We start from the raw sequence: 22,460 nt of genomic DNA on the forward strand, positions 1-22,460 counted from the left end.
TTCGGGGAGCGCTCGTGCGCCGCCGACGACAAGGAGAACGAGATGAGCCTCTACGACCTGCTGCTGAGCGGCGACCTGATGGTCCACGACGCCGACCATACGGCCGAACAGATCGTCTCCAAGCTGGAGATCCACGGTCACGCCAACTGGCGTCAGGCCTTCCCCGGCCATCCCTATGTCGCTCACTTCCTGCGGGTGCATAAGTCGCTGGCCGTCTCCCCGACGCGGGTCGAGCCGCAGGGCCATCTGGACTTCCCCAACCACGGCGACCCGATGTTCCCAGGGTTTCTCAAGAGCCTGGAGGATTTCCAGGGGCCGTGCCGTCCGATCAAGACCCACGCCACCGTCCTGGTCTCCGACAATATCGGCGGCGTCGTCGAACACCTGCTGAGCAAGAACCAGCCCTTTCGTCTGGCCCAACTGACGCCCGAGATGCCGTTCGACCGCCTGTGGGTCGGCTGCACGCCGGAGAACCCGGTCTATGAGCCCTCGGTCGACGGCGGTCTGTGCATCGAAGTCATCCCGCTGGCGGCGATCCAGATGCCGGCCGACGCCTTCAGCAATCCCCCGCCCCGCCCGCGCGATCCCAAGCCGGGTGACATGGTCCGCGTCGTCGGCCGGGGTTTCCTGGTTCGCGATCTGGACGACGTCCTGCGCCGGCTCGACACCAACCTCGATCTCCAGCCGGCGAGCGCGGTCCAGCAACTGGACGGCGAGGGCTACAAGGTCGCCCGCATCGGGTTCAACCTGGGGACCAGCGCGACGCTCGACGTCATCCAGCCGACGCAATGGGACAGCCCGTCCGGCCGTTACCTGCATAACTGGGGACCGGGGCCCCACTATATCCGTATCTCGGTCAACGGCCTGGACGCCAAGGCCGAACGCCTGACCGCTTTGGGCGTGAAGTTCGAGCGGATCGAGGACTGCCAGGCCGTCGGCGGCGCACTTCTGCGCGTCGATCCGGCCGAGCTCGGCGGCGCGATCTTCGAGTTCTGCGAAGATCGGGGTTAGCGAAATGGCCCGCGTCGCCCCCCTCCCCCTCGACAGCCTGTCGGATCCCTTGCGCGCCGCGATCGCTCGGGGGACGGCGACGCGGATGCTGTCCAACACCCTGCCGGTCCAGATTTGGGCCCGGCGTCCGGCCGCCGCCAATGCCTGGCTCGAAACGATGGCGGAGATTCACGAGCGCGGCGTCCTGCCCGAGCGGCTGCGAGAACTGGTGCGGCTCAAGATCGCCTCGATCACGACCTGCCCGGTGTGCCAGATCGCACGCAAATCCGACGATGTGTCAGAAGCCGACATCGTCGCCTGCAGCGACTGGTCCGACCCTCGCTTCAGCCCACCTGAACAGGCCGCCCTGCGATTCGCCGAGCTGTTCGCGGGCGACTATTTCTCCATGGGTGACGAGGTCTACGACCACCTGCGCGAACATTTCAGCGAGGAACAGATCGTCGAACTGCATCTGTTCAGCGGCCTGATGCTGGCCGGCGGCCGCATGACCTATGTCCTCAAGGGCTACGAAGACACGAGTTCCGGGGAAACGCCCTCTTGAAGGCCTACTTTTCGCGCCTTTCGCCCAATGTGCAGGGCGCGATCTGGGTGCTGCTGTCGGGCGTGACCTTCGTCACCATGACCACCCTGGTAAAGCATCTCAGCGGCGACTACCCGTCCCACGTCCAGAATTTCTACCGCCAGACCGGCTCGCTGATCGTCGCCATCCCCTTCATGCTGCGCAGCCCGCGACAGGTGCTGTTCGTGCCGCGCTCGACCATGCCGGCGCTATTCCTGCGGTCGCTGCTGGCCACGGTCGGGATGATCCTGCTGCTCTATACCTACGAGGCCATGCCGATGGCCGAGGCGAACGCCCTGTCGTTCACGCGGCCGCTCTGGGTCGTGCTTCTGGCGGCGATCTTCCTGCGCGAAGTCATCGGCCCGAGCCGGATCGCGGCGGTCCTGATGGGTTTCGTCGGCGTGATGATCATCATGCGGCCTTGGGCTTCGGGGGTCGCCATCGGCTGGCCCCACCTCGCCGCCCTGGCTTCGGCTCTCTGTCTCGCAGGCACGATTACCGGCGTAAAATCCCTGACCCGGAGCCTGTCCGCGAGTTCGATCCTGGTCTGGTCCAGCATCATCGGAGAACTGCTGGCTCTGCCCTTTGCCCTGGCGGACTGGCGCTGGCCCAGCCCGGGCGACCTGATCCCCCTGTTCCTCATCGGCCTGCTGAGCGCCGCCAACCAGGTGCTCTTCATCAAGGGCATGGCGGTGGGCGAGGCCGCCGTCCTGGCCCCCATCGACTACGCACGGCTGGTCCTGTCGGTGATTGCGGGCCTGTTGGTGTTCGGCGAATGGCCCGATGTGTTCACCTGGCTGGGTGCCGGGGTCATCGTGGTCTCGACCCTCTACATCACCATCCGCGAGATCCAGTCCAAGCGGGCCAAGACACTGGCCATCGACGCGGGTCAGCCGGATGCCTCAACCCCGCTGGGTCTGGACACGAAGGCCGATCGGACGCCCTGACGCTCAGGACGCCGCCAGCGCGACCCCGGCGCCGTTCACCGCCACGGCCGCGTCCGACAGCAGGAAGGCGATCACCTCGGCAGCATCCTTCGGCTGGACCCAGCCGGCCGGATCGGCGTCGGGCATGTCGCGACGGTTGGTCGGGGTATCGAGGATCGTGGGGATGACGGCATTCACTCGCACGCCCTTGCCGCGCAGTTCATCGGCCAGACTGCGGGTCAGGGCCATGACCCCCGCCTTCGACGCGGCATAAGGGGCCATACCCGTCGCCGGGTCCACGGCACCCGCTGCGCCGACGTTGACGATCGACCCGCCCTGTTTCAGCAGATGCGGCAGTGCGGCCCGGCTGGCCAGGGCTGCGGTCAGCAGGTTCGTCCGGAACATGCGATCCCAGGTCTGCGCCTCACCGCCGACGACGGGCTCCCAGACGAAGCCTCCGGCGATATTGGCCAGTCCGGTAATCGGACCGAGGGCCGTGGCAACGGTCTCGAACGCCGTGGCGACCGACGCCGCATCCGCCAGGTCGACGCCCGGGAGGACCAGATCCGCGTCGATCTCGACCGTGGCCGCCGCATCCACAGCCGCGACGACGACGCCTTGCGCCTTCAATCTCGCGACGACGGCACGGCCGAGCGCGCCTGAGGCACCGGTAACGATCACGATCCTGGACACGACAGGTCTCCCTTGATGGCTCATACAGGAAAGGGCGGCGTCTTCTCGCGCGCCATGGCCCGCTGGACGCCGGGCCGCTCGGCCATACGCTGGGCCAAGGCCGAATAGTGCTTCATCTCGACCATCGGATAGTCGCCCGCCACACCCCAGGCGTAGAAGACCAGCGCATAGGCGTCCGCGACCGACAGACAGTCTCCGACCAGCCAATCGCGACCCACGAGCATCGCGTCGACCTTGCGTAGGTTGGCCTCGAACCGGATGCGGCCCTCGGTCTTGAGCGGTTCATGGGCCGCTTCGTCCAGAGTGAAGCGGAACGGTGCTCGCGCCATCCGGCCGGTGATGTGAACCGTACTGGCGAACCACGCCGTCAGCGACAGGGTGCGCGCCGTGTCGAAAGCATCGTCGGGCAGCAGTCCCGCCTCGGGTGCCAACCGCGCCACATAATCGAGGATGGCGACATTCTCGGTCAGCAACCGCCCGTCAGAAATCAGGGCCGGGACCCCGCCTGACCGATTGGTGCGACGCCAGATCGCGACTGCGTCCGGGTCATGCAGGCGGATGCGGCTGGCCTCGAACGACAGACCCGACTCTTCCAGAGCGATGTGCGACGCCAGCGAACAGGTCGTCGGCGTATAGAAATAGGTCAGCTCCGGCATGGTCACGCCTCCGCCTTCAGGTCGTCGGCGTCGGCATCAGGTTCTCATACACAGTCGCCGTGGCCAGGCCGCCGGCGCAGCAGATGGCCTGGAGCCCGTATTTCTGTCCCGTCCGGCCCAGTTCGTGGATCAGGCTGGTCGCCAGCCGCGCGCCGGTGGCACCCAGCGGGTGACCCAGGGCGATGGCGCCGCCGTTGACGTTCAACCGGTCCGACCCGACGCCGGTCTGCTGCATCCACATCAGGGGAACGCTGGCGAAGGCCTCGTTGACCTCGAACAGGGCGATGTCGTCGAACGACAGCCCGGCGGAGGCGGCGGCCTTCTGGCTGGCCGCGATCGGACCTTCCAGCATCATGACCGGATCGGCGCCGACCACGGCGACCGACCTGACCAGGGCCAGCGGCGTCAGATTGTACTTCTTCACCGCCGCCTCGGACGCCAGCAGCACGACCGCCGCCCCGTCCGAAATTTGAGACGCATTGCCGGCGGTGACGCGACCGTTCTCGCGGAAGCTGGTCTTCAGCGTGGACAGCTTCTCGCGGCTGGTGTCGCGGCGGATGGTCTGGTCGGCGTCCAGCGTCTCGCGCGGCCCCTCCCAGTCCTTTTCGGCCAGGTCGCCGACCGGCACGGACACCGTCTCGGCGCGGAAATGGCCCGCGTCCGTGGCAACAGCCGCGCGCCTGTGGCTTTCGGCCGCGAAGTCGTCCAGCGCGTCGCGGTCGAAGCCGTATTTGTCGGAAATCCGCTCGGCCGCCTCGCCCTGACTGGTCAGCTCATACCGATCCGAAACCATCCAGCCAAACGCCTCGCCGTGGATGGCGCGGTTGGAGCCCATCGGCACCCGCGACATCGCCTCGGCCCCGCCCGCGACCACCAGGTCGCTCAGCCCCGCCGCGATCTGGGCCGCGCCAATATGGATTGCGGCTTCCGACGACCCGCATTTGCGATCGACCGTCATGGCTGGGATCGTCACGGGCCAGCCCGCCCCCAGTAGCGATGTCCGCGCGATATTGGCCGACTGTTCCCCAATCTGGGTCACGTTGCCGAAGATCACGTCGTCGATCTGCCCGGCTTCAACCCCCGCCCGCGCGATCAGCGCGTTCAGCGCATGGGCACCCAGATGGTCGGCACGGACCCCGGCCAACGCCCCGCGAAATTTCCCGATCGGCGTGCGAACCGCCGCGACCACATAGACCAGGTTCACAGGTTGGTCCCCTTCAGGCCGGACCCCGGCACCTTGACGCCATTCTCGTATTTATAGACGCCCCAACCGGTCTTGCGGCCGTAGCGCCCTGCCTTGACCATCTTGATGATCAGCGGGCACGGTCTGAACTTGTCGCCCAGGGTGCTATGCAGATAGTGCAGCACCGACAGCCGCGTATCCCAGCCGGTCAGGTCGCCCAGCTCCAGCGGCCCCATCGGGTGGTTGAAGCCGAGCCTCAGCGCCGTGTCGATGTCCTCGGCGGTCGCGGCGCCTTCCTGAAGCATCCACATCGCCTCGTTACCGGCCATGGCGGACATCCGGCTGGTGGTCAGGCCCGGCGTCTCGTTCACGACGATCGCCGTCTTGCCCAGTTGCGCCACATAGTCCCGACAGATCGCCACGGCCTCGTCGGTGGTGGCCAGGCCGCGCACCAGCTCGACCAGCTTCATCTTCTGAACCGGGTTGAAGAAATGCATCCCGATGACCCGGGTCGGGTCGACACAGGCGGCCGCGATCTCGGTCACGCTCAGCGCCGAGGTATTGGTCGCCAACAGGCCGGTCGGCGCCATCACGGCCTCGGCCTTCTTGACCACATCGATCTTGATCGCGAGGTTTTCGGAGACCGTCTCGACCAGAAGATCGGCCCCGGCCGCGCCGTCGGTGACGCTCGCGGACGTCGTTAGCCTTGCAAGGGCCGCATCCGCTGCCAGTTGCACGACCTTGCCCAACCGGACCCCATCGGCGAGGATGCCAGCGATCGTCGTCTGCGCCTTGGCCAACTGTTCGCCCGAGACGTCGATCAGACAGACGGTATGGCCCGACGACGCGAACGCATGCGCGATCCCGACGCCCATCAGGCCGGCTCCCACCACTGCAACCTTGGCCAATGCTGTCTACCTTCTTGCTGGGCAGGATCGCCGCGTCGTCGCGGGTGCCGGGCACGCCGTGCAGGCCGGTAAAGCCGGGCCGCTTCGGATGCTTTAGCCTCCCCCGTGCGCGACGGACCGGCCGTCGTCATCGTTGGCCCGATCCTAACGGAAAACAGGATGTCGCAGCAAACAGTATTCTCTGGTCAGAACGATATTCTGGAATGTATAGAACGAAACGCTCCGCAAGAGAGCCGATTCAAACGTCCGGGAAGCCTTCGTGAACCTGCTCGACCAGTTCGGCCCGCCTGTCCTGCCAACAGGCCTGGGGCCTCTTCGCACCGCCGTTCGTGACTTCGTCGCCGAATGGATCCCGACCTCGACGCCCGAGAAGCGCGCCCTCTCATGGATGGGGTTCGACGCCGACTTCAGCCGTCTGCTAGGTGCCAAGGGCTGGCTTGGCCTCAGCATTCCCAAACAGTATGGCGGCCACGACGCATCGCCGTTCGAACGGTTCGTCGTCAGTGAGGAGTTGCTGGCCGCCGGAGCCCCCGTTACCGCCCACTGGATCGCCGACCGCCAGAGCGCGCCATTAATCCTGCGTCATGGCACGGAGGCGCAGAAGCAACGCTATCTTCCCGCCATCTGCGCCGGAGAACTGTATTTCTGCATCGGCATGAGCGAACCGGCGTCGGGTTCTGACCTCGCCTCGGTCCGGACCAAAGCCGACCGTCAGGCCGATGGATCGTGGGTTCTGAACGGCCGCAAGGTCTGGACCACCAATGCAGACCGCTGTCACTTCATGATTGCCCTGGTCCGCACCGACCCCGCCAGCGAGCGTCATGCCGGCCTGTCCCAGATCATCGTCGACCTGACCCTGCCCGGCGTCATGATCCGCCCGATCAAGGATCTGTCGGGCCACGAGCATTTCAACGAAGTCACCTTTGACGACGTGCGCCTCGGCGCAGACGCTCTGATCGGCGTCGAGGGCGACGGCTGGGCCCAGGCGACGTCGGAACTGGCGTTCGAGCGTAGTGGCCCCGAACGATTCCTCAGCGCCATGACCCTTTTCCGCTGCCTGGTGGGCGCGGTCGGCCCGATGCCCGACGCGCGTCAGGCCATGGAGATCGGACGTCTCGCCGCCTGGCTCATCTCGCTGCGGTCGATGTCGGTCTCTGTCACCGCCCAACTCGCGAGCGGCGACGATCCCGTCTGGGCCGCCTCCTGCGTCAAGGATCTGGGCACCGGCTATGAGCAGGACACGGTCGAGGTCGCCATGCGGCTGATCGATTCCCTGCCCCCCGGCGAACAGGCTGCGACGACCCGGCGCGTCCTGGCCATCGTCCAGAGCATGGCACCCTCATTTTCCCTGCGCGGCGGCACGCGCGAGATCCTGCGCGGCATTCTCGCCCGCGGCCTGGGAGTACGCTGATGCGAACCCTGCTTCAGGAGACGATCGAGCGGCTGCTGGCAGACGCGGTCACGCCCGACCTGCTGCGCGCCGCCGAGACCGGCGTCTGGCCTGCCGACCTCTGGGCCGAGATCGAGGCCTTGGGCCTGCCCTTCGCCGCCGTGCCCGAAGACCTTGGCGGGACGGGCGCGAGCTGGAGCGACATCTTCGTGGTCGTCCGCGCCTGCGGAGCCGCGGCCGCGCCAGTGCCCCTGCCCGAGGCCATCTTCGCCAACAGCCTGCTGTCGTCGGCAGGCCTCGCCCCGCCCGAAAATGGCGTTATCGTCTTCGCGACCGGTTCGTCCGACGCGCCCCTCGCCGATGTCCCATGGGGGCGTCACGCTCATTGGCTGGTTCTGCATGACGCTAAGGCCGGGCGGATCGCCCTGCATTCTCTCGCGGACGCCGGGATCGTCACGGATGCTAACGTCGCCGGCGAGCCACGCGACATCGTCACCCTTGCGCTCGGCTCTCTGGTTGCCGAGGCCGCGACGTCGGCCTCGACCGACGCCGTCGTGCTGGGCGGGGCGATGCTGAGGTCGGCCCAGATGGCGGGCGCGCTCGGTCGCCTGACCGAGGTCAACGCCGACTACGCCAATGAACGCGTCCAGTTCGGCCGCCCGATCGGCAAGTTCCAGGCGGTCCAGCAACAGCTGGCGGTCTTGGCCACCCAGGCCGCCGCCGCCGTCGCCGCCGCCGAGGCGGCCTTCCTGATGGCCGATCCCGCGCCTGACCTTTTGACCACCGCCTCGGCCAAGGCCGTGTCCGGCGAGGCGGCCGGCATGGGTGCCGCCATCGCCCACGCGGTCTTCGGCGCCATCGGCTTCACCCACGAACACAGCCTGCATTTCCTGACCCGCCGCCTTTGGGCCTGGCGCGCGGAATACGGCTCTGACGCCTTCTGGGCCGAGCGGCTGGGCCGGACCATCGCTGCGGCCGGAGACGACGGCCTGTGGCCCTTGGTCACCGGCGCGTTCGAGGAGACATCAAACCCATGACAGACTTCCTGCTCAAGACCCGCGACGGCCCCGTCGCCGTCTGGACCCTGAACCGACCGGAGGCGCGCAACGCGTTCAGCAAACCCGAGGACATGTTCGAGATCGAGGACGCCTGCGAGGAGGTCCGCGCCGACCCCTCGATCCACGTCGTCGTAATCACCGGCGCCGGCGCGTCCTTCTGCGCGGGCGGCGACATCAAGGCGATGCAGAACCGCACCGGCATCTTCGAAGGCTCGCCCTATCGCCTGCGCAACCGCTATCGCGACGGTATCCAGCGCATCCCTATGGCGCTGTACGAACTCGAAACGCCGGTGATCGCCGCCGTCAACGGCCACGCCATCGGTGCCGGCCTCGACTTCGCCTGTATGGCGGACATTCGCATAGCCTCGACCACCGCCATCTTCGCCGAGAGCTTCGTCAAGCTGGGCATCGTCCCTGGCGACGGAGGGGCCTGGCTCCTGCCACGCATCGTGGGGATGCCGCGTGCCAGCCACATGGCTCTGACCGGCGACGCCCTGAATGCCCAGACCGCGCTAGACTGGACCCTGGTGACCCAACTGACCGCGCCCGAGGATCTGATGACCACGGCCATGGCCCTGGCCCACCGCGTCGCCTCCAGCCCCGGCCATGCGCTTCGCCTGACCAAGCGCCTGCTGCGCGAGGGTCAGCACATGCGTCTCGGGCCCCTGCTCGAACTGTCGGCCGCCTATCAGGCCCTGGCCCACCACACCAACGATCACGCAGAGGCCGTCAACGCGATGATCGAGAAACGCCCTCCCAACTACACGGACAGCTGAGCCCGCCATGACCACCCGCAAGGTCTTCCGCGACGACCACGAGATGTTCCGCGATCAGGTCCGGCGTTTCGTCGAGACCGAGATCGTGCCGCACCACGCCGAGTGGGAACGCGACGGCATCGTGCCAAAATCCCTGTGGCTGCGCGCGGGCGAAGAAGGCCTGCTGTGCGTCACAGCCCCCGAGGAATACGGCGGCTCCGGCGGCGACTTCGGTCACAGCGCCATCCTGATCGAGGAACTGGCGCGGGTGAATGCGACCGCCGTCGGCTTCACCACCCATTCCGACGTCGCTGTCCCCTATCTGGTCAACTACGGCACAGACGACCAGAAGGCGCGCTGGCTGCCCCGGCTGATTTCCGGTGAGTTGATCGCCGTCATCGCCATGTCCGAGCCCCAGATCGGCAGCGACCTGCGCGGCATGAAGACCAAGGCGGTCCGCGACGGCGACCACTATGTCCTGTCGGGCCAGAAGACCTTCATCACCAACGGCATCAATTCCGGCCTGGCTATCGTCGCGGCCAAGGTCGAGGGCCAGGCCAACCCCAAGGACATCACCCTGTTCTGCGTCGAGGAGGGCACGCCCGGCTTCGAGAAGGGCAAGAAGCTTGAGAAGATCGGTCTGCGCGGCCAGGACACCTCCGAACTGTTCTTCTCCGACGTCCGGGTGCCGGTCGAGAACAGGCTGGGCGAGGAAAGCGGCGGCTTCACCTGCCTGATGACCGAACTGGCCAAGGAGCGGCTGGTCATCGGCATCCGCGCCGCCGCCTCGCTGGAGTCCATGCTCGAAAAGACCGTCGCCTATACCAAGGACCGCGTCGTGTTCGGCAAGCCCCTGTTCGAGTTCCAGAACACCCGGTTCAAGCTGGCCGACGTCAAGGCGCGGACCCAGATGCTGAGAGTCTTCATCGACGACTGCCTGCAGAAGCTGCTGGATGGCGAACTGACGCCCGAAACCGCCGCCATGGCCAAGCTGACCAGCGCCGAACTGCACGGCCAGCTTCTGGATGAACTGCTCCAGCTTCATGGCGGATACGGCTATATGAGCGAATACGATGTCGGGCGCGCCTGGGTCGATGCGCGGGTCGCCCGCATCTATGCCGGGACGTCCGAGATCATGAAGGAAATCATCGCCCGCACCCTCTGACGGGCGGTCAGGAGCCGGTTCATGGATTTCGGCATCACCGGCAAACGCGCCCTGATCTGCGCCTCTTCGTCGGGGCTGGGAAAGGCCTGCGCCATCTCGCTCTCGACCGAGGGCGTCGAGGTCTGGATCAACGGCCGCGACGCCGAGCGGCTCGAGGCCGCGGCTACCGAGATCGAAACGCTGACCGGCCGCCACCCCCACACCATCCTCGCCGATGTCGACACCGCCGAGGGCCGCGCTGCCGTTCTGGCCGCCTGTCCCGCGCCCGACATCCTGGTCTGCAACAGCGGCGGCCCCAAGCCCGGCCGCCTTCAGGACTGGACCGAAGCCGCCTGGTCCGAGGTCGTCGCGGCCAAGATGATCTCGCCGATCCTGCTGATCCAGTCGGTGATCGGCGGCATGCGCGAGCGCGGTTTCGGTCGTGTGGTCGCCATAACCTCGGCCATGGTCAAGACACCGAAATTTCCCATGGCCCTGTCCACCGGCCCCCGTGCGGGCCTGACCGCCTTCTGCAAGGCCCTGGCCGGAGAGGTCGCGGCCGACGGCGTGACCATCAACTGCATCCTGCCCGAAAAGGTCGAGACCGACCGGCTGGCCCAGATGACCCGATCCCTGGCCCGCGTCCGACAGATCGACCCGGCCGACGCCCGCGCTGAGCTGGTCGCCTCCATTCCCGCCGGCCGCTTCGGTCGTCCGTCCGAGGTCGGGGACGCCTGCGCCTTCCTGTGCTCGGACCGCGCCGGCTACATCACCGGCCAGAACCTTCAACTTGATGGCGGCGCCTATTCCGGCCTGATCTAGGCTTCCCGGACGATCCGGTTCCTCAGGACGCCGATCCCCGACACCTCCAGCTCGACCTCGTCGCCGGATTTCAGGAACCGCTGGGCCTCCAGGCCACAACCGTTACCCACGGTCCCCGACCCCAGGAACTCGCCTGGATGGAGGGTTTCGGACCGCGAGATGAAGGCGATCAGGTCCTCGAACTTCCAGTGCATGGTACCCGAGTTCCCCCGTCCCCATTCCTCGCCGTTGACACGCGCGATCATGGTCAGATCATAGGGATTGGGCATTTCGTCAGCCGTCACGAGGCATGGCCCCATGGCGTTTCCGGTATCGAAATCCTTGCCCTTCGACGGCCCCAGTTGGCCGATCATCTCGACGGCTTGCGCGTCTCTCGCGCTGAAGTCGTTGTAGATCGTATAGCCAAAGATGTAGTCGCGAGCCTTCTCGACCGGCACGTCCTTGGCCGCCTTCTTGATGTAGCAGCCGAACTCCAGCTCGAAATCCATCATCCGCGAATAGGCCGGCCAGATCACCGTCTCCTCGGTCCCGATCACGGAGAACCGGTTGGCCTTGTAGTAGAGCGGCTGTTTGACGAAGAGGTCCAGGATCCGTTGCTCGGCCTCCGACGGCCCGGTGTCCTCGATGACCTCGACGCCCTTGGCCCGGGCCCGCATCGCACGACCCGCGGCATAGGCCTGGCGCTGGTGCGTCTCGAAGGTGCTGCAGTCCCGCATCTGCGGCGGCGGCTGGATCGGTGCCCTAAGCCTGACGTCCGCGCGGCTAAGGATCGCGGCTTCCGGTGCCGATTTCACCGCCTCCATGGCCATGTCCAGCGCGTCGTCACCGCCCTCGATCAGGGACAGGATGTCGCCCAGTGCCGAAGCCGGAGCCCCGTGCCTTTGCTGATGCACGGCCGCCAGATCAACGACGCGGGTGTCGCCGTCGATGAAGGCCCCGGCCCGACGACGGCCCTCATGCTCGAACGTGACCAGACGCAACGACTTACCCCTTACAGGCCGGCATTTCCCGGCGGATCAGAACGGACGGAAGGTGAGTTGGAGCATCACTTCCCGACCCCGATTGACGTTGCCGCTGAGGTCAGCAAGCCCACCGACCGTGGTCGATCCCGTTCGCGTCGCGATGCCGGTCTGGGGCACGTTCGAGGCGACGTCGACGCGGTATTCCTCGGTCAGATTGCGCCCGATCACGGCCAATTCCCAGCGACGATCGCTGCTGAACACCCGCACCCCGGCATTCAGGAAGGTCACGCCGTCCTGCGCCGCGCCCGGATGCAGTTCGGGGTGCGGATTGTATTCGGACTTGAACAGGGCATCGACGTTCATGCCCCAATCGATGCCCTCGACGGCCGTGGAACCCGTGTAGCTGCCGCCCAGGGAGCCGGTCCATTCCGGCGCATTGACCAGGCGCTGGCCACCCAGTTGCTGACCCGTGAACCGGCCCGTCGTCGGATTGAGCAACAGGTTGCACCCGTCCGCCACCGTCTGGCCGATGTAGCAGGTCGCCAGGAAGTCGGTGTAGGTCGCGTCATTGAAGTTGGCGGCCCCCCGGATCGTCAGGCCCGGCATGGCCGGCAGCCGCAGGGTGAAGTCGCCCTCGAATCCCTTGACCGTCGCGGCCCCGGCGTTGTTGACCCGGATCACCGGCACCCCGCTGGAGTTATCCAGCGAGTTCACCTGAAGGTTCGTGTAGTCATAGCTGTAGGCGGCGGTGTTCACGCGAAGGGCGCCGTCGAACAGCAGAGCCTTGATCCCGCCCTCGAACCCTTCGGCCGACTCGGGCAGGTACAGGGCGTTCAGCGGCGTCGTGAAAGCCGCGCCGGTATTGGTGGCGGCAGCGAATCCGCCCGACTTGAAGCCTTCCTTGTAGGCCCCGTACAAGGTCAGCCGATCGGTCGGCCGCCAGGTCAGGGTGACCTCGGGCGAGGTGTTCTCGAAGTCGGCCGAGCCGGGGGCCACGGGCTGGAAGACGCCATTGCGCGCCACAGCGAAGTCCTTGGATTCCTTACTCCAGCGCAGACCACCGGCCAGCTCAAGCTTGTCGGAGATGTCCCACAATGCCTGACCAAACACCGACTGGGTCGTCCCGTCGATGAAGTGCAGGAACAGCGGCGCTCCGGCCAGGATGTTGCGGGTATAGGTCTCCAGCTCCGAGCTCTCGTAGAAGCCTCCGACCAGGAAGTTGAACGGGCCCGACAGGTCCGACGAGACCCGGACTTCCTGGGTGAACTGGGTGTAACCCGTGTTGCCCGTGAAATCGTTGGCACCGACGGCGTCAGACGGCGCGACCGCATAGGTGTCCACCCTGAAGTCGTCATTCTTGGCCCAGCCGGTGACCGAGGTCAGCTTGAGCCAGTCGGTCGGCCGGTAGTTGAGCTCCAGCGAATGCAGTTGCTGGCTGTAGTTGCCGGCCCCGTCCGCATCGGTGAAGCCTTCGGGCGAACCCACTAGGAACGCCGGATTTATGTTGCCGTTGGCATAGGTCGCATCGGCCCGGCAGTTGTCGACCGACAGCGCCGTCGCCAGGGCAGGATTGGCGACCCCGCCGTTCAGGGCCGTCGCCTGCGGGGCCAGCTGGGGCACACCGTTGGGGCAATAGATCCGCTGAAAGCCGCCGGCCTGATTGTACCCGATGCCCTCGTTGTCTGCGTAGCTGAGCTTCAGCCGTGCATCGAACGCTGCCGTCGGCTCCCATTTCAACGTGCCGCGCGTGAAGAAGAATCGCTGCTGTGGTCCACCCGAGGTCGAGCCCGTCACCGATCCCGGCCGGATCGCATTGGTCGCGGCCGCCGCCGTATCGGCGATGTTGTCGCGCCAGCCTTCCATGTCCGCGCCGTAAACCACCAAGCGCGCGGCCAAAGTATCGGTGATCGGACCCGAGATCGTGGCTTCCAGCTGGCGTTCCTGGGCATTAAACTCATAGCCACCGCGCACTTCAGTCTCGAAGGTTCGGGTCGGATCGGCGGTGGTGATCGAGATCACCCCGGCCGGGCTGTTCTTGCCGAAGAACAGCGCCTGGGGTCCGCGCAGAACCTCGATCTTCTCCATGTCGATCTGACCGACACGCACCGCACCGCCGCGTGACAGCTGAACGCCGTCGATATTGACCGCAACGGTCTGCTCGAAGGTCGGGTTGGAGCCGGCCGTGGTGCCGACACCGCGCAGGGATACCGTACCACCCACGCCGCCCGATACCTCGCCCACGGAAATGCCGGGGGTCACAGCGCGCAGGTCCTGAAGGCTGTCCACCGCCAGGGTTCGCAACTGTTCGGACCCCAGGACCGTGACCGACACGGGCACCGAGATCGGCGCCTCATCGCGACGCCTCGCCGTGACCACGACCTCGTCGATAGCCGACGCCTCGTCCTGATCGGTTTGAGTCTGCGCTACGGCAGGCATGGAAACGCATACGAGGGCCCAGGCCAGAGCCGCGCACGATACGCCGGTCTTGGTGATGTTCATTCTGCTCTCTCCCCGCCCTCGTCCCCGCGTCTGTGGCGGGATCCGTTGGAGCCAATACGGGGCCCGCCTGACAGCCCGACCCCACGACGATGTTAACAGAGACTGGATCGGGAGCAATCGAAAAGTCTGATATCGAAATGGTGTTCTACAATCCGAACTAAATTTGCAGTCTTTATTAAGCGGATCGACGAGCTATTCGGACGGCGACACCATGCCGACAAGGGTCGCGACCAGGTCGTCCAGCGTCTCGTCAGGATGCCAGAAGGGATGGGCCGGGTTCGCGGCCAGCGCCGCCTCGCGCGCCGTCATCACCGCCCGCAGACCCAGACTCAGGAACACCAGCCTGCGCTCCAGCACCTCGGGACTGGCCGGGGCCAGACGCCGGATGTGGTCCAGGCACCGCTGGTAGCCCCGGTTCCATCCGTCCCCGATGATGGCCTCGAACGCCACGCGGTTCTGCAGGCTGAAGGTCGAGATGAAACGTAGATAATCGCCCTCCCCTCCCGCGCGCCCCAGGTCGGTGGACGGCAGGATCAGCACCTCCATCAATTCGCGCAGGAAATGGGGCCCACCGGCGGCCTCCAGCGCGTCCAGTCTCGCATTGCGGCGCTCGTCGATCAGCCTGGCCCCGTCGATGACCAACTGGACGACCAGATCGTCCTTGGAGCCGAAATAGTAGTGCAGCGAGGCCCCGTTCTTCTGGCCGGCCGCCGTCAGAATGTCGCGCACCGACACCGCATCGACCCCGCGCGCGGCGAACAGGCTCTGAGCGGCGCGCTTGATCGCGTCTCTGGCGACATCGGCTTTCATGCATTGACGGTTTAACCCAGACATGTAAAATAAAACAACTGTTTCATTCTTTCGCTTTAGGCATCTTGTGGACCTCGACTTCACCGACCGGAACGTCCTCGTCGTCGGCGGGTCCAGCGGGATCGGCCTGGCCTGCGCCCAAGCCTTCGCCGCGCGGGGCGCATCGGTCGCCGTGACCGGAACGAGAGCGAACAAGGCGGCCTATGGCGAAGGTGCCGGGGCGCTGGAGCCATTCGCCTTCTCCACCCTGAACGTTGCCACGCCGGGCGCGGTCGTGGCCTGGGTGCCGCCGTTCGATGCACTCGACGTGGTGATCCTGTCCCAAGGCGCGGTCCAGTACCGCCGCCAGGAGTTCCAGGCCGAGGCTTTCCGCCAAGTGGTCGAAGTCAACCTGAACAGCCTGATGGCCTGCGCCCAGAAACTGGCACCTGCACTGGAGACCCGCAGCGGAAGCCTGATCGTCATCAGCTCGGTCGGCGGCCTGCGGGCCGCGCGCGGCAATCCCGCCTATTCGGCGTCCAAGGCGGGGGCCATCCACCTGACCCGCACCCTGGGCGACGCCTGGGCCGAGCGGGGGATCCGGGTCAACGGCATCGCGCCTGGCCTGATCGCCACCAAGATGACCGAGGTCACAACCTCAGACCCCGTGCGCCTGAACGAACGCCTCAAGGGCATTCCCCTGAACCGCCTGGGTCGGCCGGAAGAGATCGCCGGGGTGGCGCTGTTCCTGGCCTCTCCCCTGGCTGCCTACATCGTCGGCGAGACCATCGTCGTCGATGGCGGCCGAACCCTGTCCTGAAAAAAGCAACAACGAACGGAAACTCCGATGGCCTGGGAATTCGAGACTGACCCCGATTTCGCCGAACAGCTGGCCTGGATCGACGCCTTCGTGCGCGACGAGGTCGAGCCGCTGGACATGATCCTGCAAAGCCCGTTCGACGTCGACAATCCCCTGAATGTCCGGTTCGTCCGGCCCCTGCAGCAACAGGTCAAGGATCGCGGCCTGTGGGCCTGCCACCTCGGGCCGGAGCTGGGCGGTCCAGGCTACGGTCAGGTCAAGCTGGCCTTGATGAACGAGATTCTCGGCCGCTCGGTCTTCGCCCCGACCGTCTTCGGCTGCCAAGCACCCGATTCCGGCAATGCCGAGATCCTCGCCGTCTACGGCACCGAAACCCAGAAGGCGCAGTATTTGAAACCCCTGCTGGCCAACGACATCGTCTCCTGCTTCTCGATGACGGAGCCGCAAGGGGGTGCCGATCCGACCACATTCACGGCGCGCGCCGTGCTGAAGGGCGACCAGTGGGTACTGAACGGCGAGAAATGGTTCGCGACCAATGCCCGTTACGCCAGCTTCTTCCTCGTGATGGCGGTGACAGATCCCGATGCGCCGCCGCATCGGCGCCTGTCGGTCTTCATCATTCCCAAGGGCACGCCGGGGCTCGAAATCGTGCGCAACGTCGGCTACGGCGACCGCGATCCAAGCCACGCCTATCTGCGCTTCACGGACGTGGGCGTGCCGCTGGATCATATGCTGGGCGGTCAGGGCGATGGCTTCGTCGTGGCTCAGGTGCGGCTTGGCGGCGGGCGCATCCACCACGCCATGCGCACCATCGGCAAGGCGCGCCAGGCCTTCGACATGCTGTGCGACCGGGCCCTGTCGCGCGTCACCCGCAACGAACCGCTGGCCAACAAGCAGATGGTCCAGGAGAAGATCGCCGACAGCTGGATCGAACTGGAGCAGTTCCGACTTCTGGTCCTGCGCACCGCCTGGAAGATCGATCGCGAGAAGGACTACAACAAGGTCCGCGGCGACATATCGGCCGTCAAGGCGGCCATGCCCAAGGTGTTGCACGACATCGCCGCCCGCGCCGTCTACGTCCACGGAAGCCTGGGCCTGTCGAATGAAACGCCACTGGCGGCCATGGTGCTGGACTCATTCCAGGTCGGTCTCGCCGACGGCCCCACCGACATCCACAAGGTGACCCTGGCCAAACAGCTGCTGCGCGGCCGCAAGCATTCGCAGGGCCTGTTCCCCGACTATCATCTGCCCGCCCGACGCGAGGCCGCGCTGGCCAGATACGGCCTCTCGGGCGACGAGGCGGGCCTGAAGGCAGCGGTCGCGTGACCATCGATCGCCCGCACGGCATCGAACTCGTCGATCTCGGCGACCTCGCCGCCTGGATGGATGGTCAAGACCTCGGCACCGGCCCCATCGTCGATGTCGTCCAGTTGACCGGCGGGTCCCAGAACGTCCTGCTGCGTTTCAAGCGGAGCGGCCGTGAATACGTCCTGCGCCGCCCGCCGCTCAACCCGCGTCACGACGGAAGCGACACCATGCGTCGCGAGGCCCGAGTGCTTAAGGCCCTGGCCGGATCGAACGTGCCCCACGCCGGCCTGATCGCCGCCTGCGACGCCGCGTCAGTGCTCGGCGCGGCCTTCTATCTGATGGAACCGCTGGACGGCTTCAACGCCGCCGTCGGAATGCCGCCGCTCCACGCCGGCTCGCCAGACGCCCGCCACGCCATGGGTCTGTCGGTGATCGAGGGCCTCTCGCGCATCGCCCTGATCGACTACCAGGCCGTCGGCCTCGGCGACTTCGGCAAGCCGGAAGGGTTTCTGGAGCGCCAGGCCCGCCGCTGGATGAAACAGCTCGAAAGCTATGGCGAGTTCACCGGCTGGCCCGGTTCCGGCGGCCTGCCCGACGTCCACGCCATCGGCGACTGGCTGGAGCTGAACCGCCCAACGACCTTCCGCCCCGGCCTGATGCATGGCGACTTCCACCTGAAGAATGTGCTGTTCCGCCAGGATGCGCCGGAACTTGAGGCGATCATCGACTGGGAGCTCTCGACCATCGGCGATCCCCTGGTCGATCTCGGCTGGCTGCTGGCCACCTGGCCCGGCCGCGGCGGCGACATGAGCCAGACGACCATCGTCATCCAGCCCTGGGACGGCTTCCCCGAGGCCGAGGAACTGGTCGAGGTCTATGGCCGGCTGACCGGTGCCGATCTATCGAACTTGAACTGGTACCGCGTCTTCGCCTGCTACAAGCTGGCCCTGATCCTGGAGGGGTCGTACGCCCGCGCCTGCGCCGGCAAGGCCCCGATGGATATCGGCGAACGCCTGCACGGCAACGCGGTTCGCTTGCTCGGCCGCGCCAGCCGCTGGATCGAAGGTCGGCGGACGTAGAAAGCCAGACATGAAAACGCCCGCCGGATGCGATCCGGCGGGCGTCTCTGTCTTCAGTCGATCCTAGCGGCGGCCCGAAACGGTCGATTCCGCCGAGGCGTTCTCGAACATCCGGTTGATGTCGCCTGACGTCACCGGCTTGCCGGCCTCGCGCTTGGGCGCTGCACCACCGAGGTTCAGCAGCGGATCGGTGTGGACGGGCACGGCGGCGGCGGCGGCTTTCAGGGCACCGACCGTGCAGTCTTCCTTCTTGAGCACCGAGAACGGGTCGTAGGAGAATTCACGCATCGCATTGATGTGGGTGATCTTGTCGATCGTCTCGCGCGACAGATGCTGGACATCATTCCACAGCTTCTCGGCCGAGTGCGGCCAGACCGAGTCCGAGTGCGGATAGTCGCATTCGTACATGACCATGTCCTCGCCGATGTAATCGAGGTTGGCGAGGCCGAACTTGTCTTCGATGAAGCAGCTGATGATGTGCTTCTTGTAGATGTCGCTCGGCATCTTGCCGGGACCGAAGTTCGAGTTGGTCCAGGCATTGTGGTGGCCATGGGTAAAGTCGGCGCGTTCCAGCAGGTAAGGAATCCAGCCGATACCACCCTCCGACAGGGCCATCTTCAGGTCCGGGAATTTCTTCCACATCGGACCCCAGATCCAGTCGGCCGCCGAGTTGGCAATCGAGATCGGCATCGAGGTGATCCAGGCGTCGATCGGCGACAGGTCCGAGGCGTGCTGAGCGGCCGACCCGGTGCCGATGTGGCAGCAGATGACCACCTTGTTGTCGGCACAGGCCTTCCACAACGGATCCCAGTAGTCGTCATGCAGCGAAGGCCAGCCAGCCAAAGCCGGATTGTCCGAGAACGACAAGGCGTGGACGCCCAGTCTGGCCATCCGTTCGACCTCGGCCACCGCCGCCTGCATATCCCAGAACGGAGTCAGCATCAGCGGGATGAACCGGCCCGGCGCGGCGCCGGCCCAGTCATGGACGTGCCAGTCGTTGTAGGCGCGGATCGCGGCCAGGGCGACGTCCGGGTCCTGTTTCGACGCGGTCTGGAACCGGGCACCAGCGAAGCCGGGGAAGGTTGGAAAGCAGATCGAACCCAGGATGCCGTTGGCGTCCATGTCCTCCACGCGGGCCTTGATATCCCAGGTGCCGCGACGCATCTGCTCGTAGTTGAGCGGCTCCATGCCGTACTCTTCCTTGGGCCGACCGACGACGGAGTTCAGGCCCATGTATCCGGCAGCCTTTTCCTCGAACATCCAGACATCGCGTCCGTCGCGCTGCTCGATGTGGGGCTGGCGGCCCTTGAGGCGCTCGGGCCAGTGGCGGTCGAACGCGTTGGGCGGCTCGATGACGTGGTCGTCCACGCTCACGAGGATCAGGTCATCGACGGTCATGCGGCTCTTCCTCATTTCCAAGGGCGGCTTGTCGCCACCTCTAATCCGGGCGCAGTCTCGTAAGGGCTGCGTCATTCAGAATTCCGTTCTATAACAAAAACGCAAAAACTGTCTAGAAAATATGATGCGTCATCTGGACGCCGGATGCCGAGAGGGAGGGCCACATGATCCGCCGCATGGACCATTTTACCATCGTCACCGATCGATTGGCCGCGACGCTGAATTTCTATGCGATTCTGGGACTGAGCCCGGGCCCCCGCCCCGACTTCGGCTTTCCCGGCGCATGGCTCTATGTCGCAGACAGCCCGGTGCTCCACGTCGTCGAGACGGACCGGATGCCGGAGCCCCGCCGCGGTGCCTTGGATCACATGGCCTTCTTCGCCGAAGACCTGGTTGGAACGGCAGACCGGATCACGGCCGCGTCCCTCGACTATCGGATCATCCGCACGCCACGGCCGTTCAGCCGTTGGCAGATGTTTCTGTTCGATCCCAACGGCGTCGAGGTCGAACTGGATTTCGTCCCGGAAGAGCCACCACCCGCCGACTGGAAATCCCGCGCCGGCCGTTGACGCCGGAACCGATCAGGTCAAGGCGCTGGTCAGACGGCGGCCTGCATCCCGCAAGGCCGCGCCGATCTCGTCAAGCTGGCCGTCTTCGTACTGACCCAGCAGCATGACGCCGACGATGCTGAAGGCGACGTCGCCCGCCCGGTCGAACACCGGCGCCGCGATCGTCTGCACACCCTTGGTGAAGTAGCCCTGATCGCTGGCCCAGCCACGCGCCTCGGCCGCCTCGACCTGCTCCCAGTAATCTTCGAACGTCAGCGGGGTTTGCCAGCGCAGCGCCTTGAAGGCCGCTTTCAGGTCCTTGCGCGACCAGCCCAGATGGGGCGCCATGATCCGGCCCGTCGATGCCATCAAGACCGGCAGCCGCTGACCCTCCGCCATCTCGATACGGACATTGGCCGGACTGGCGACGCTCTTGACCAGAACAATCTTGTCGGGCCCCAGCCGTTTCCACAGGGTCATGGTGATATTGTAGCGGTCGGCCAATTCGCGCATCTGCGGCGTCGCCGCCGCCACCCGCTGGCCTTCGGTCAGCAGGTTCCCGACCAGGGTCGTCAGCCCGACGCCGACGGAATAGGTCTTGGCCACCGCATCAAACTCGACCACGTCCTCAAGCACCAGGGTGCGCAGGATGTTGAAGCAGGTGCTGGCGTTCAGGCCCAGGCTGCGCGAGATCGTCACCGACCGCGTCGGCCCGCCCGCCTCGACCAGAAACTTCAGAATCCGAATCGCATTGGCCGCCGGTTTGACGATCACCATCTTCTCGCCGGCATCGTTCGCCGTCACAGACTCCGCGCCATCGGAGACGCTGGCCTCTTCGCGGACGGCCTTTCCTGCTGCTGATCGCGCCATGCGTACTCCGTCAGTTCGTGCGGCATGGCCGCAATAACCTGTTTTGCCTAGCAGGCATTGGCGCGCAAGCGAAACTGGAAACGACGTCGGCCAAGGCCCGCAAACCCAGGCGGCGCGGCATCGGGGCAAAAGAACTGCGGCGACCCGCCTTGCGCGAGCGGTTCTGGTGCGAGAAACGACATCTCCATACAGTTGCGTCTCGCGGCAGCGTTGGGGGGAAAATCCGATGGTGGATCACATTGCTCTGTGCCGGGGATGCCGCGTCGGCGTTCGGGCCTGCCGATTTGGCGCCGACGACTTCATTGCGATCGGCCCCACCGAGGGCCTGGTCCGTTTGACCTGCCCGTCCGACTTCCAGGGCGGACCCGACGTCGCCCATGGCGGGTGGATCTCCGGCGTTTTCGACGACGCCCTCGGCCGGTTCCTGACCCACAGCGGCCTGTTGACGGTGACCGCCACCCTGACCGTCGACTTCCTGATGCCGGTCCCCGTCGAACGACCGCTGATCCTGGCCGTCCGCATAGACAATGAGGACGGCCGCCGCCGCATCATGTCGGGAAGCCTGCGCCTGGGAGGAGACGACCGCGACCGCGCCACGGCACACGGCGTCTGGGTCGAACGCCGACCGGACCATTTCGACCGCCATCAGGCTCAGATGTCAGGGTTCCGAGACTCGATGCCCGACTCCTGACGGCCGGTGTCCGATCAGCCCTCGCCGAACGCGGCCTCGGCCAGCACATCCTCGAGCGACCGGGGCGGCCGACCCGAAAGCCGTGCGATATCGCCGGTGATGATGTCGAAGCCTCCCGCGACAAAGCCCTGACGGATCGACAGGACGACCTCGACGATGTGAGGTGGCAGGCCGGCTTGCAGGAAGCGGGCGCGCAGGTCATCGGTCGTCATGACAACGTGGCTCAGGGGCTTGCCGCTCAGTCTGGCAACCAGCTCCGCCCGTTCAGTACCCGACCATGTTCTGGGCCCCGTGCCGGTATAGATCGCCCCCTCGTGCCCCTCCCCGGCCAGCAGCCCCGCTGCCGCTGCCGCCAGATCGGCCCGCGACACGAAGGCCACCCGGTTCTCGC

22 protein-coding genes and 1 pseudogene are annotated in these 22,460 nt (G+C 66.1%); 13 read left to right on the forward strand and 10 right to left on the reverse strand.

The features are described 5' to 3' along the window. The first annotated feature begins 42 nt into the window (after positions 1 to 42). The 3 genes from JHC99_RS01390 to JHC99_RS01400 are packed head-to-tail and all read left to right on the forward strand — an operon-like array spanning position 43 to position 2,517. Positions 43 to 1,011: a lactoylglutathione lyase gene (locus tag JHC99_RS01390; protein ID WP_292151684.1), complete on the forward strand. Its 969-nt coding sequence runs from the start codon at positions 43 to 45 to the stop codon at positions 1,009 to 1,011. 4 nt (positions 1,012 to 1,015) lie between these two features. After that, entirely contained in the window at positions 1,016 to 1,552 is a 537-nt protein-coding gene (locus JHC99_RS01395) for a carboxymuconolactone decarboxylase family protein (protein WP_292151685.1), read from the forward strand. After that, entirely contained in the window at positions 1,549 to 2,517 is a 969-nt protein-coding gene (locus tag JHC99_RS01400; protein WP_292151686.1) for a DMT family transporter, read from the forward strand. Before JHC99_RS01395 ends, JHC99_RS01400 begins: the two co-directional genes overlap by 4 nt. Positions 2,518 to 2,520: 3 nt before the next feature. Here the strand turns inward: JHC99_RS01400 and JHC99_RS01405 are convergent, their stop codons facing one another. Genes JHC99_RS01405 through JHC99_RS01420 form a run of 4 tightly spaced genes read right to left on the reverse strand, consistent with a single transcriptional unit; the run spans position 2,521 to position 5,936 of the window. Beyond that, positions 2,521 to 3,189 carry an SDR family NAD(P)-dependent oxidoreductase gene (locus JHC99_RS01405; protein ID WP_292151687.1) on the reverse strand — a complete coding sequence of 223 codons (669 nt, stop codon included), beginning with the start codon at positions 3,187 to 3,189 and terminating at the stop codon, positions 2,521 to 2,523. Between the two features lie 20 nt (positions 3,190 to 3,209). Further along, positions 3,210 to 3,845 (reverse strand): glutathione S-transferase N-terminal domain-containing protein, encoded by a 636-nt coding sequence (locus JHC99_RS01410; protein WP_292151688.1) that lies wholly within the window; start codon positions 3,843 to 3,845, stop codon positions 3,210 to 3,212. Between the two features lie 16 nt (positions 3,846 to 3,861). Then, positions 3,862 to 5,049: a thiolase family protein gene (locus JHC99_RS01415; RefSeq protein ID WP_292151689.1), complete on the reverse strand. Its 1,188-nt coding sequence runs from the start codon at positions 5,047 to 5,049 to the stop codon at positions 3,862 to 3,864. Then, positions 5,046 to 5,936 carry a 3-hydroxyacyl-CoA dehydrogenase gene (locus JHC99_RS01420; RefSeq protein WP_292151690.1) on the reverse strand — a complete coding sequence of 297 codons (891 nt, stop codon included), beginning with the start codon at positions 5,934 to 5,936 and terminating at the stop codon, positions 5,046 to 5,048. The genes JHC99_RS01415 and JHC99_RS01420 overlap by 4 nt, the downstream gene beginning before the upstream one ends. 259 nt (positions 5,937 to 6,195) lie before the next feature. Between JHC99_RS01420 and JHC99_RS01425 the strand changes: the two genes are divergently transcribed. The 5 genes from JHC99_RS01425 to JHC99_RS01445 are packed head-to-tail and all read left to right on the forward strand — an operon-like array spanning position 6,196 to position 11,105. Next, positions 6,196 to 7,347: an acyl-CoA dehydrogenase family protein gene (locus tag JHC99_RS01425; protein WP_292151691.1), complete on the forward strand. Its 1,152-nt coding sequence runs from the start codon at positions 6,196 to 6,198 to the stop codon at positions 7,345 to 7,347. Further along, positions 7,347 to 8,363 (forward strand): acyl-CoA dehydrogenase family protein, encoded by a 1,017-nt coding sequence (locus JHC99_RS01430; RefSeq protein ID WP_292151692.1) that lies wholly within the window; start codon positions 7,347 to 7,349, stop codon positions 8,361 to 8,363. The genes JHC99_RS01425 and JHC99_RS01430 overlap by 1 nt, the downstream gene beginning before the upstream one ends. Beyond that, positions 8,360 to 9,160 (forward strand): crotonase/enoyl-CoA hydratase family protein, encoded by an 801-nt coding sequence (locus JHC99_RS01435; protein ID WP_292151693.1) that lies wholly within the window; start codon positions 8,360 to 8,362, stop codon positions 9,158 to 9,160. Before JHC99_RS01430 ends, JHC99_RS01435 begins: the two co-directional genes overlap by 4 nt. A gap of 7 nt (positions 9,161 to 9,167) precedes the next feature. Beyond that, entirely contained in the window at positions 9,168 to 10,304 is a 1,137-nt protein-coding gene (locus tag JHC99_RS01440) for an acyl-CoA dehydrogenase family protein (RefSeq protein ID WP_292151694.1), read from the forward strand. 21 nt (positions 10,305 to 10,325) lie between these two features. Further along, on the forward strand, positions 10,326 to 11,105 hold the full coding sequence (locus tag JHC99_RS01445; RefSeq protein ID WP_292151695.1) for an SDR family oxidoreductase: 780 nt from the start codon (positions 10,326 to 10,328) through the stop codon (positions 11,103 to 11,105). Here the strand turns inward: JHC99_RS01445 and JHC99_RS01450 are convergent. From JHC99_RS01450 to JHC99_RS01460, 3 genes are all read right to left on the reverse strand, one after another. After that, positions 11,102 to 12,085, reverse strand: coding sequence for a fumarylacetoacetate hydrolase family protein (locus JHC99_RS01450; protein ID WP_292151696.1), 984 nt, complete (start codon positions 12,083 to 12,085; stop codon positions 11,102 to 11,104). The two genes, JHC99_RS01445 and JHC99_RS01450, sit on opposite strands and share 4 nt — an antisense overlap. A gap of 36 nt (positions 12,086 to 12,121) precedes the next feature. Then, on the reverse strand, positions 12,122 to 14,566 hold the full coding sequence (locus tag JHC99_RS01455) for a TonB-dependent receptor (protein ID WP_292151697.1): 2,445 nt from the start codon (positions 14,564 to 14,566) through the stop codon (positions 12,122 to 12,124). A 192-nt stretch (positions 14,567 to 14,758) separates the two neighbouring features. Continuing rightward, the gene (locus JHC99_RS01460) at positions 14,759 to 15,376 is read right to left on the reverse strand and encodes a TetR family transcriptional regulator (protein ID WP_292151698.1); all 618 of its coding nucleotides are present in this window, start codon (positions 15,374 to 15,376) and stop codon (positions 14,759 to 14,761) included. 67 nt (positions 15,377 to 15,443) lie between these two features. Here JHC99_RS01460 and JHC99_RS01465 point away from each other — a divergent pair, with 67 nt between their 5' ends. From JHC99_RS01465 to JHC99_RS01475, 3 genes are read left to right on the forward strand one after another with little or no spacing between them, the layout of a single operon-like run. Then, on the forward strand, positions 15,444 to 16,175 hold the full coding sequence (locus JHC99_RS01465) for an SDR family NAD(P)-dependent oxidoreductase (RefSeq protein WP_292151699.1): 732 nt from the start codon (positions 15,444 to 15,446) through the stop codon (positions 16,173 to 16,175). Positions 16,176 to 16,202: 27 nt separating this feature from the next. Further along, on the forward strand, positions 16,203 to 17,501 hold the full coding sequence (locus tag JHC99_RS01470) for an acyl-CoA dehydrogenase family protein (protein ID WP_292151700.1): 1,299 nt from the start codon (positions 16,203 to 16,205) through the stop codon (positions 17,499 to 17,501). Further along, positions 17,498 to 18,562: a phosphotransferase family protein gene (locus JHC99_RS01475; RefSeq protein ID WP_292151701.1), complete on the forward strand. Its 1,065-nt coding sequence runs from the start codon at positions 17,498 to 17,500 to the stop codon at positions 18,560 to 18,562. Before JHC99_RS01470 ends, JHC99_RS01475 begins: the two co-directional genes overlap by 4 nt. 63 nt (positions 18,563 to 18,625) lie before the next feature. Here JHC99_RS01475 and JHC99_RS01480 read toward each other — a convergent pair whose 3' ends face one another. Then, positions 18,626 to 19,960 (reverse strand): amidohydrolase family protein, encoded by a 1,335-nt coding sequence (locus JHC99_RS01480; protein WP_292151702.1) that lies wholly within the window; start codon positions 19,958 to 19,960, stop codon positions 18,626 to 18,628. Between the two features lie 164 nt (positions 19,961 to 20,124). Here JHC99_RS01480 and JHC99_RS01485 point away from each other — a divergent pair, with 164 nt between their 5' ends. Continuing rightward, on the forward strand, positions 20,125 to 20,529 hold the full coding sequence (locus JHC99_RS01485) for a VOC family protein (protein WP_292151703.1): 405 nt from the start codon (positions 20,125 to 20,127) through the stop codon (positions 20,527 to 20,529). Between the two features lie 12 nt (positions 20,530 to 20,541). On the opposite strand, the gene JHC99_RS01490 is transcribed toward JHC99_RS01485, so the two are convergent. After that, positions 20,542 to 21,378, reverse strand: a complete 837-nt coding sequence (locus JHC99_RS01490; protein ID WP_292151704.1) for an IclR family transcriptional regulator C-terminal domain-containing protein — start codon at positions 21,376 to 21,378, stop codon at positions 20,542 to 20,544. Positions 21,379 to 21,604: 226 nt separating this feature from the next. Here JHC99_RS01490 and JHC99_RS01495 point away from each other — a divergent pair, with 226 nt between their 5' ends. Further along, positions 21,605 to 22,069 (forward strand): hotdog domain-containing protein, encoded by a 465-nt coding sequence (locus JHC99_RS01495; RefSeq protein WP_292151705.1) that lies wholly within the window; start codon positions 21,605 to 21,607, stop codon positions 22,067 to 22,069. Positions 22,070 to 22,083: 14 nt separating this feature from the next. On the opposite strand, the pseudogene JHC99_RS01500 reads toward JHC99_RS01495, so the two are convergent. Further along, positions 22,084 to 22,460, reverse strand: a pseudogene (locus tag JHC99_RS01500) (SDR family NAD(P)-dependent oxidoreductase); the annotation flags it as partial.

Source organism: Brevundimonas sp. (genome assembly GCF_016463485.1).
Taxonomy (GTDB): domain Bacteria; phylum Pseudomonadota; class Alphaproteobacteria; order Caulobacterales; family Caulobacteraceae; genus Brevundimonas.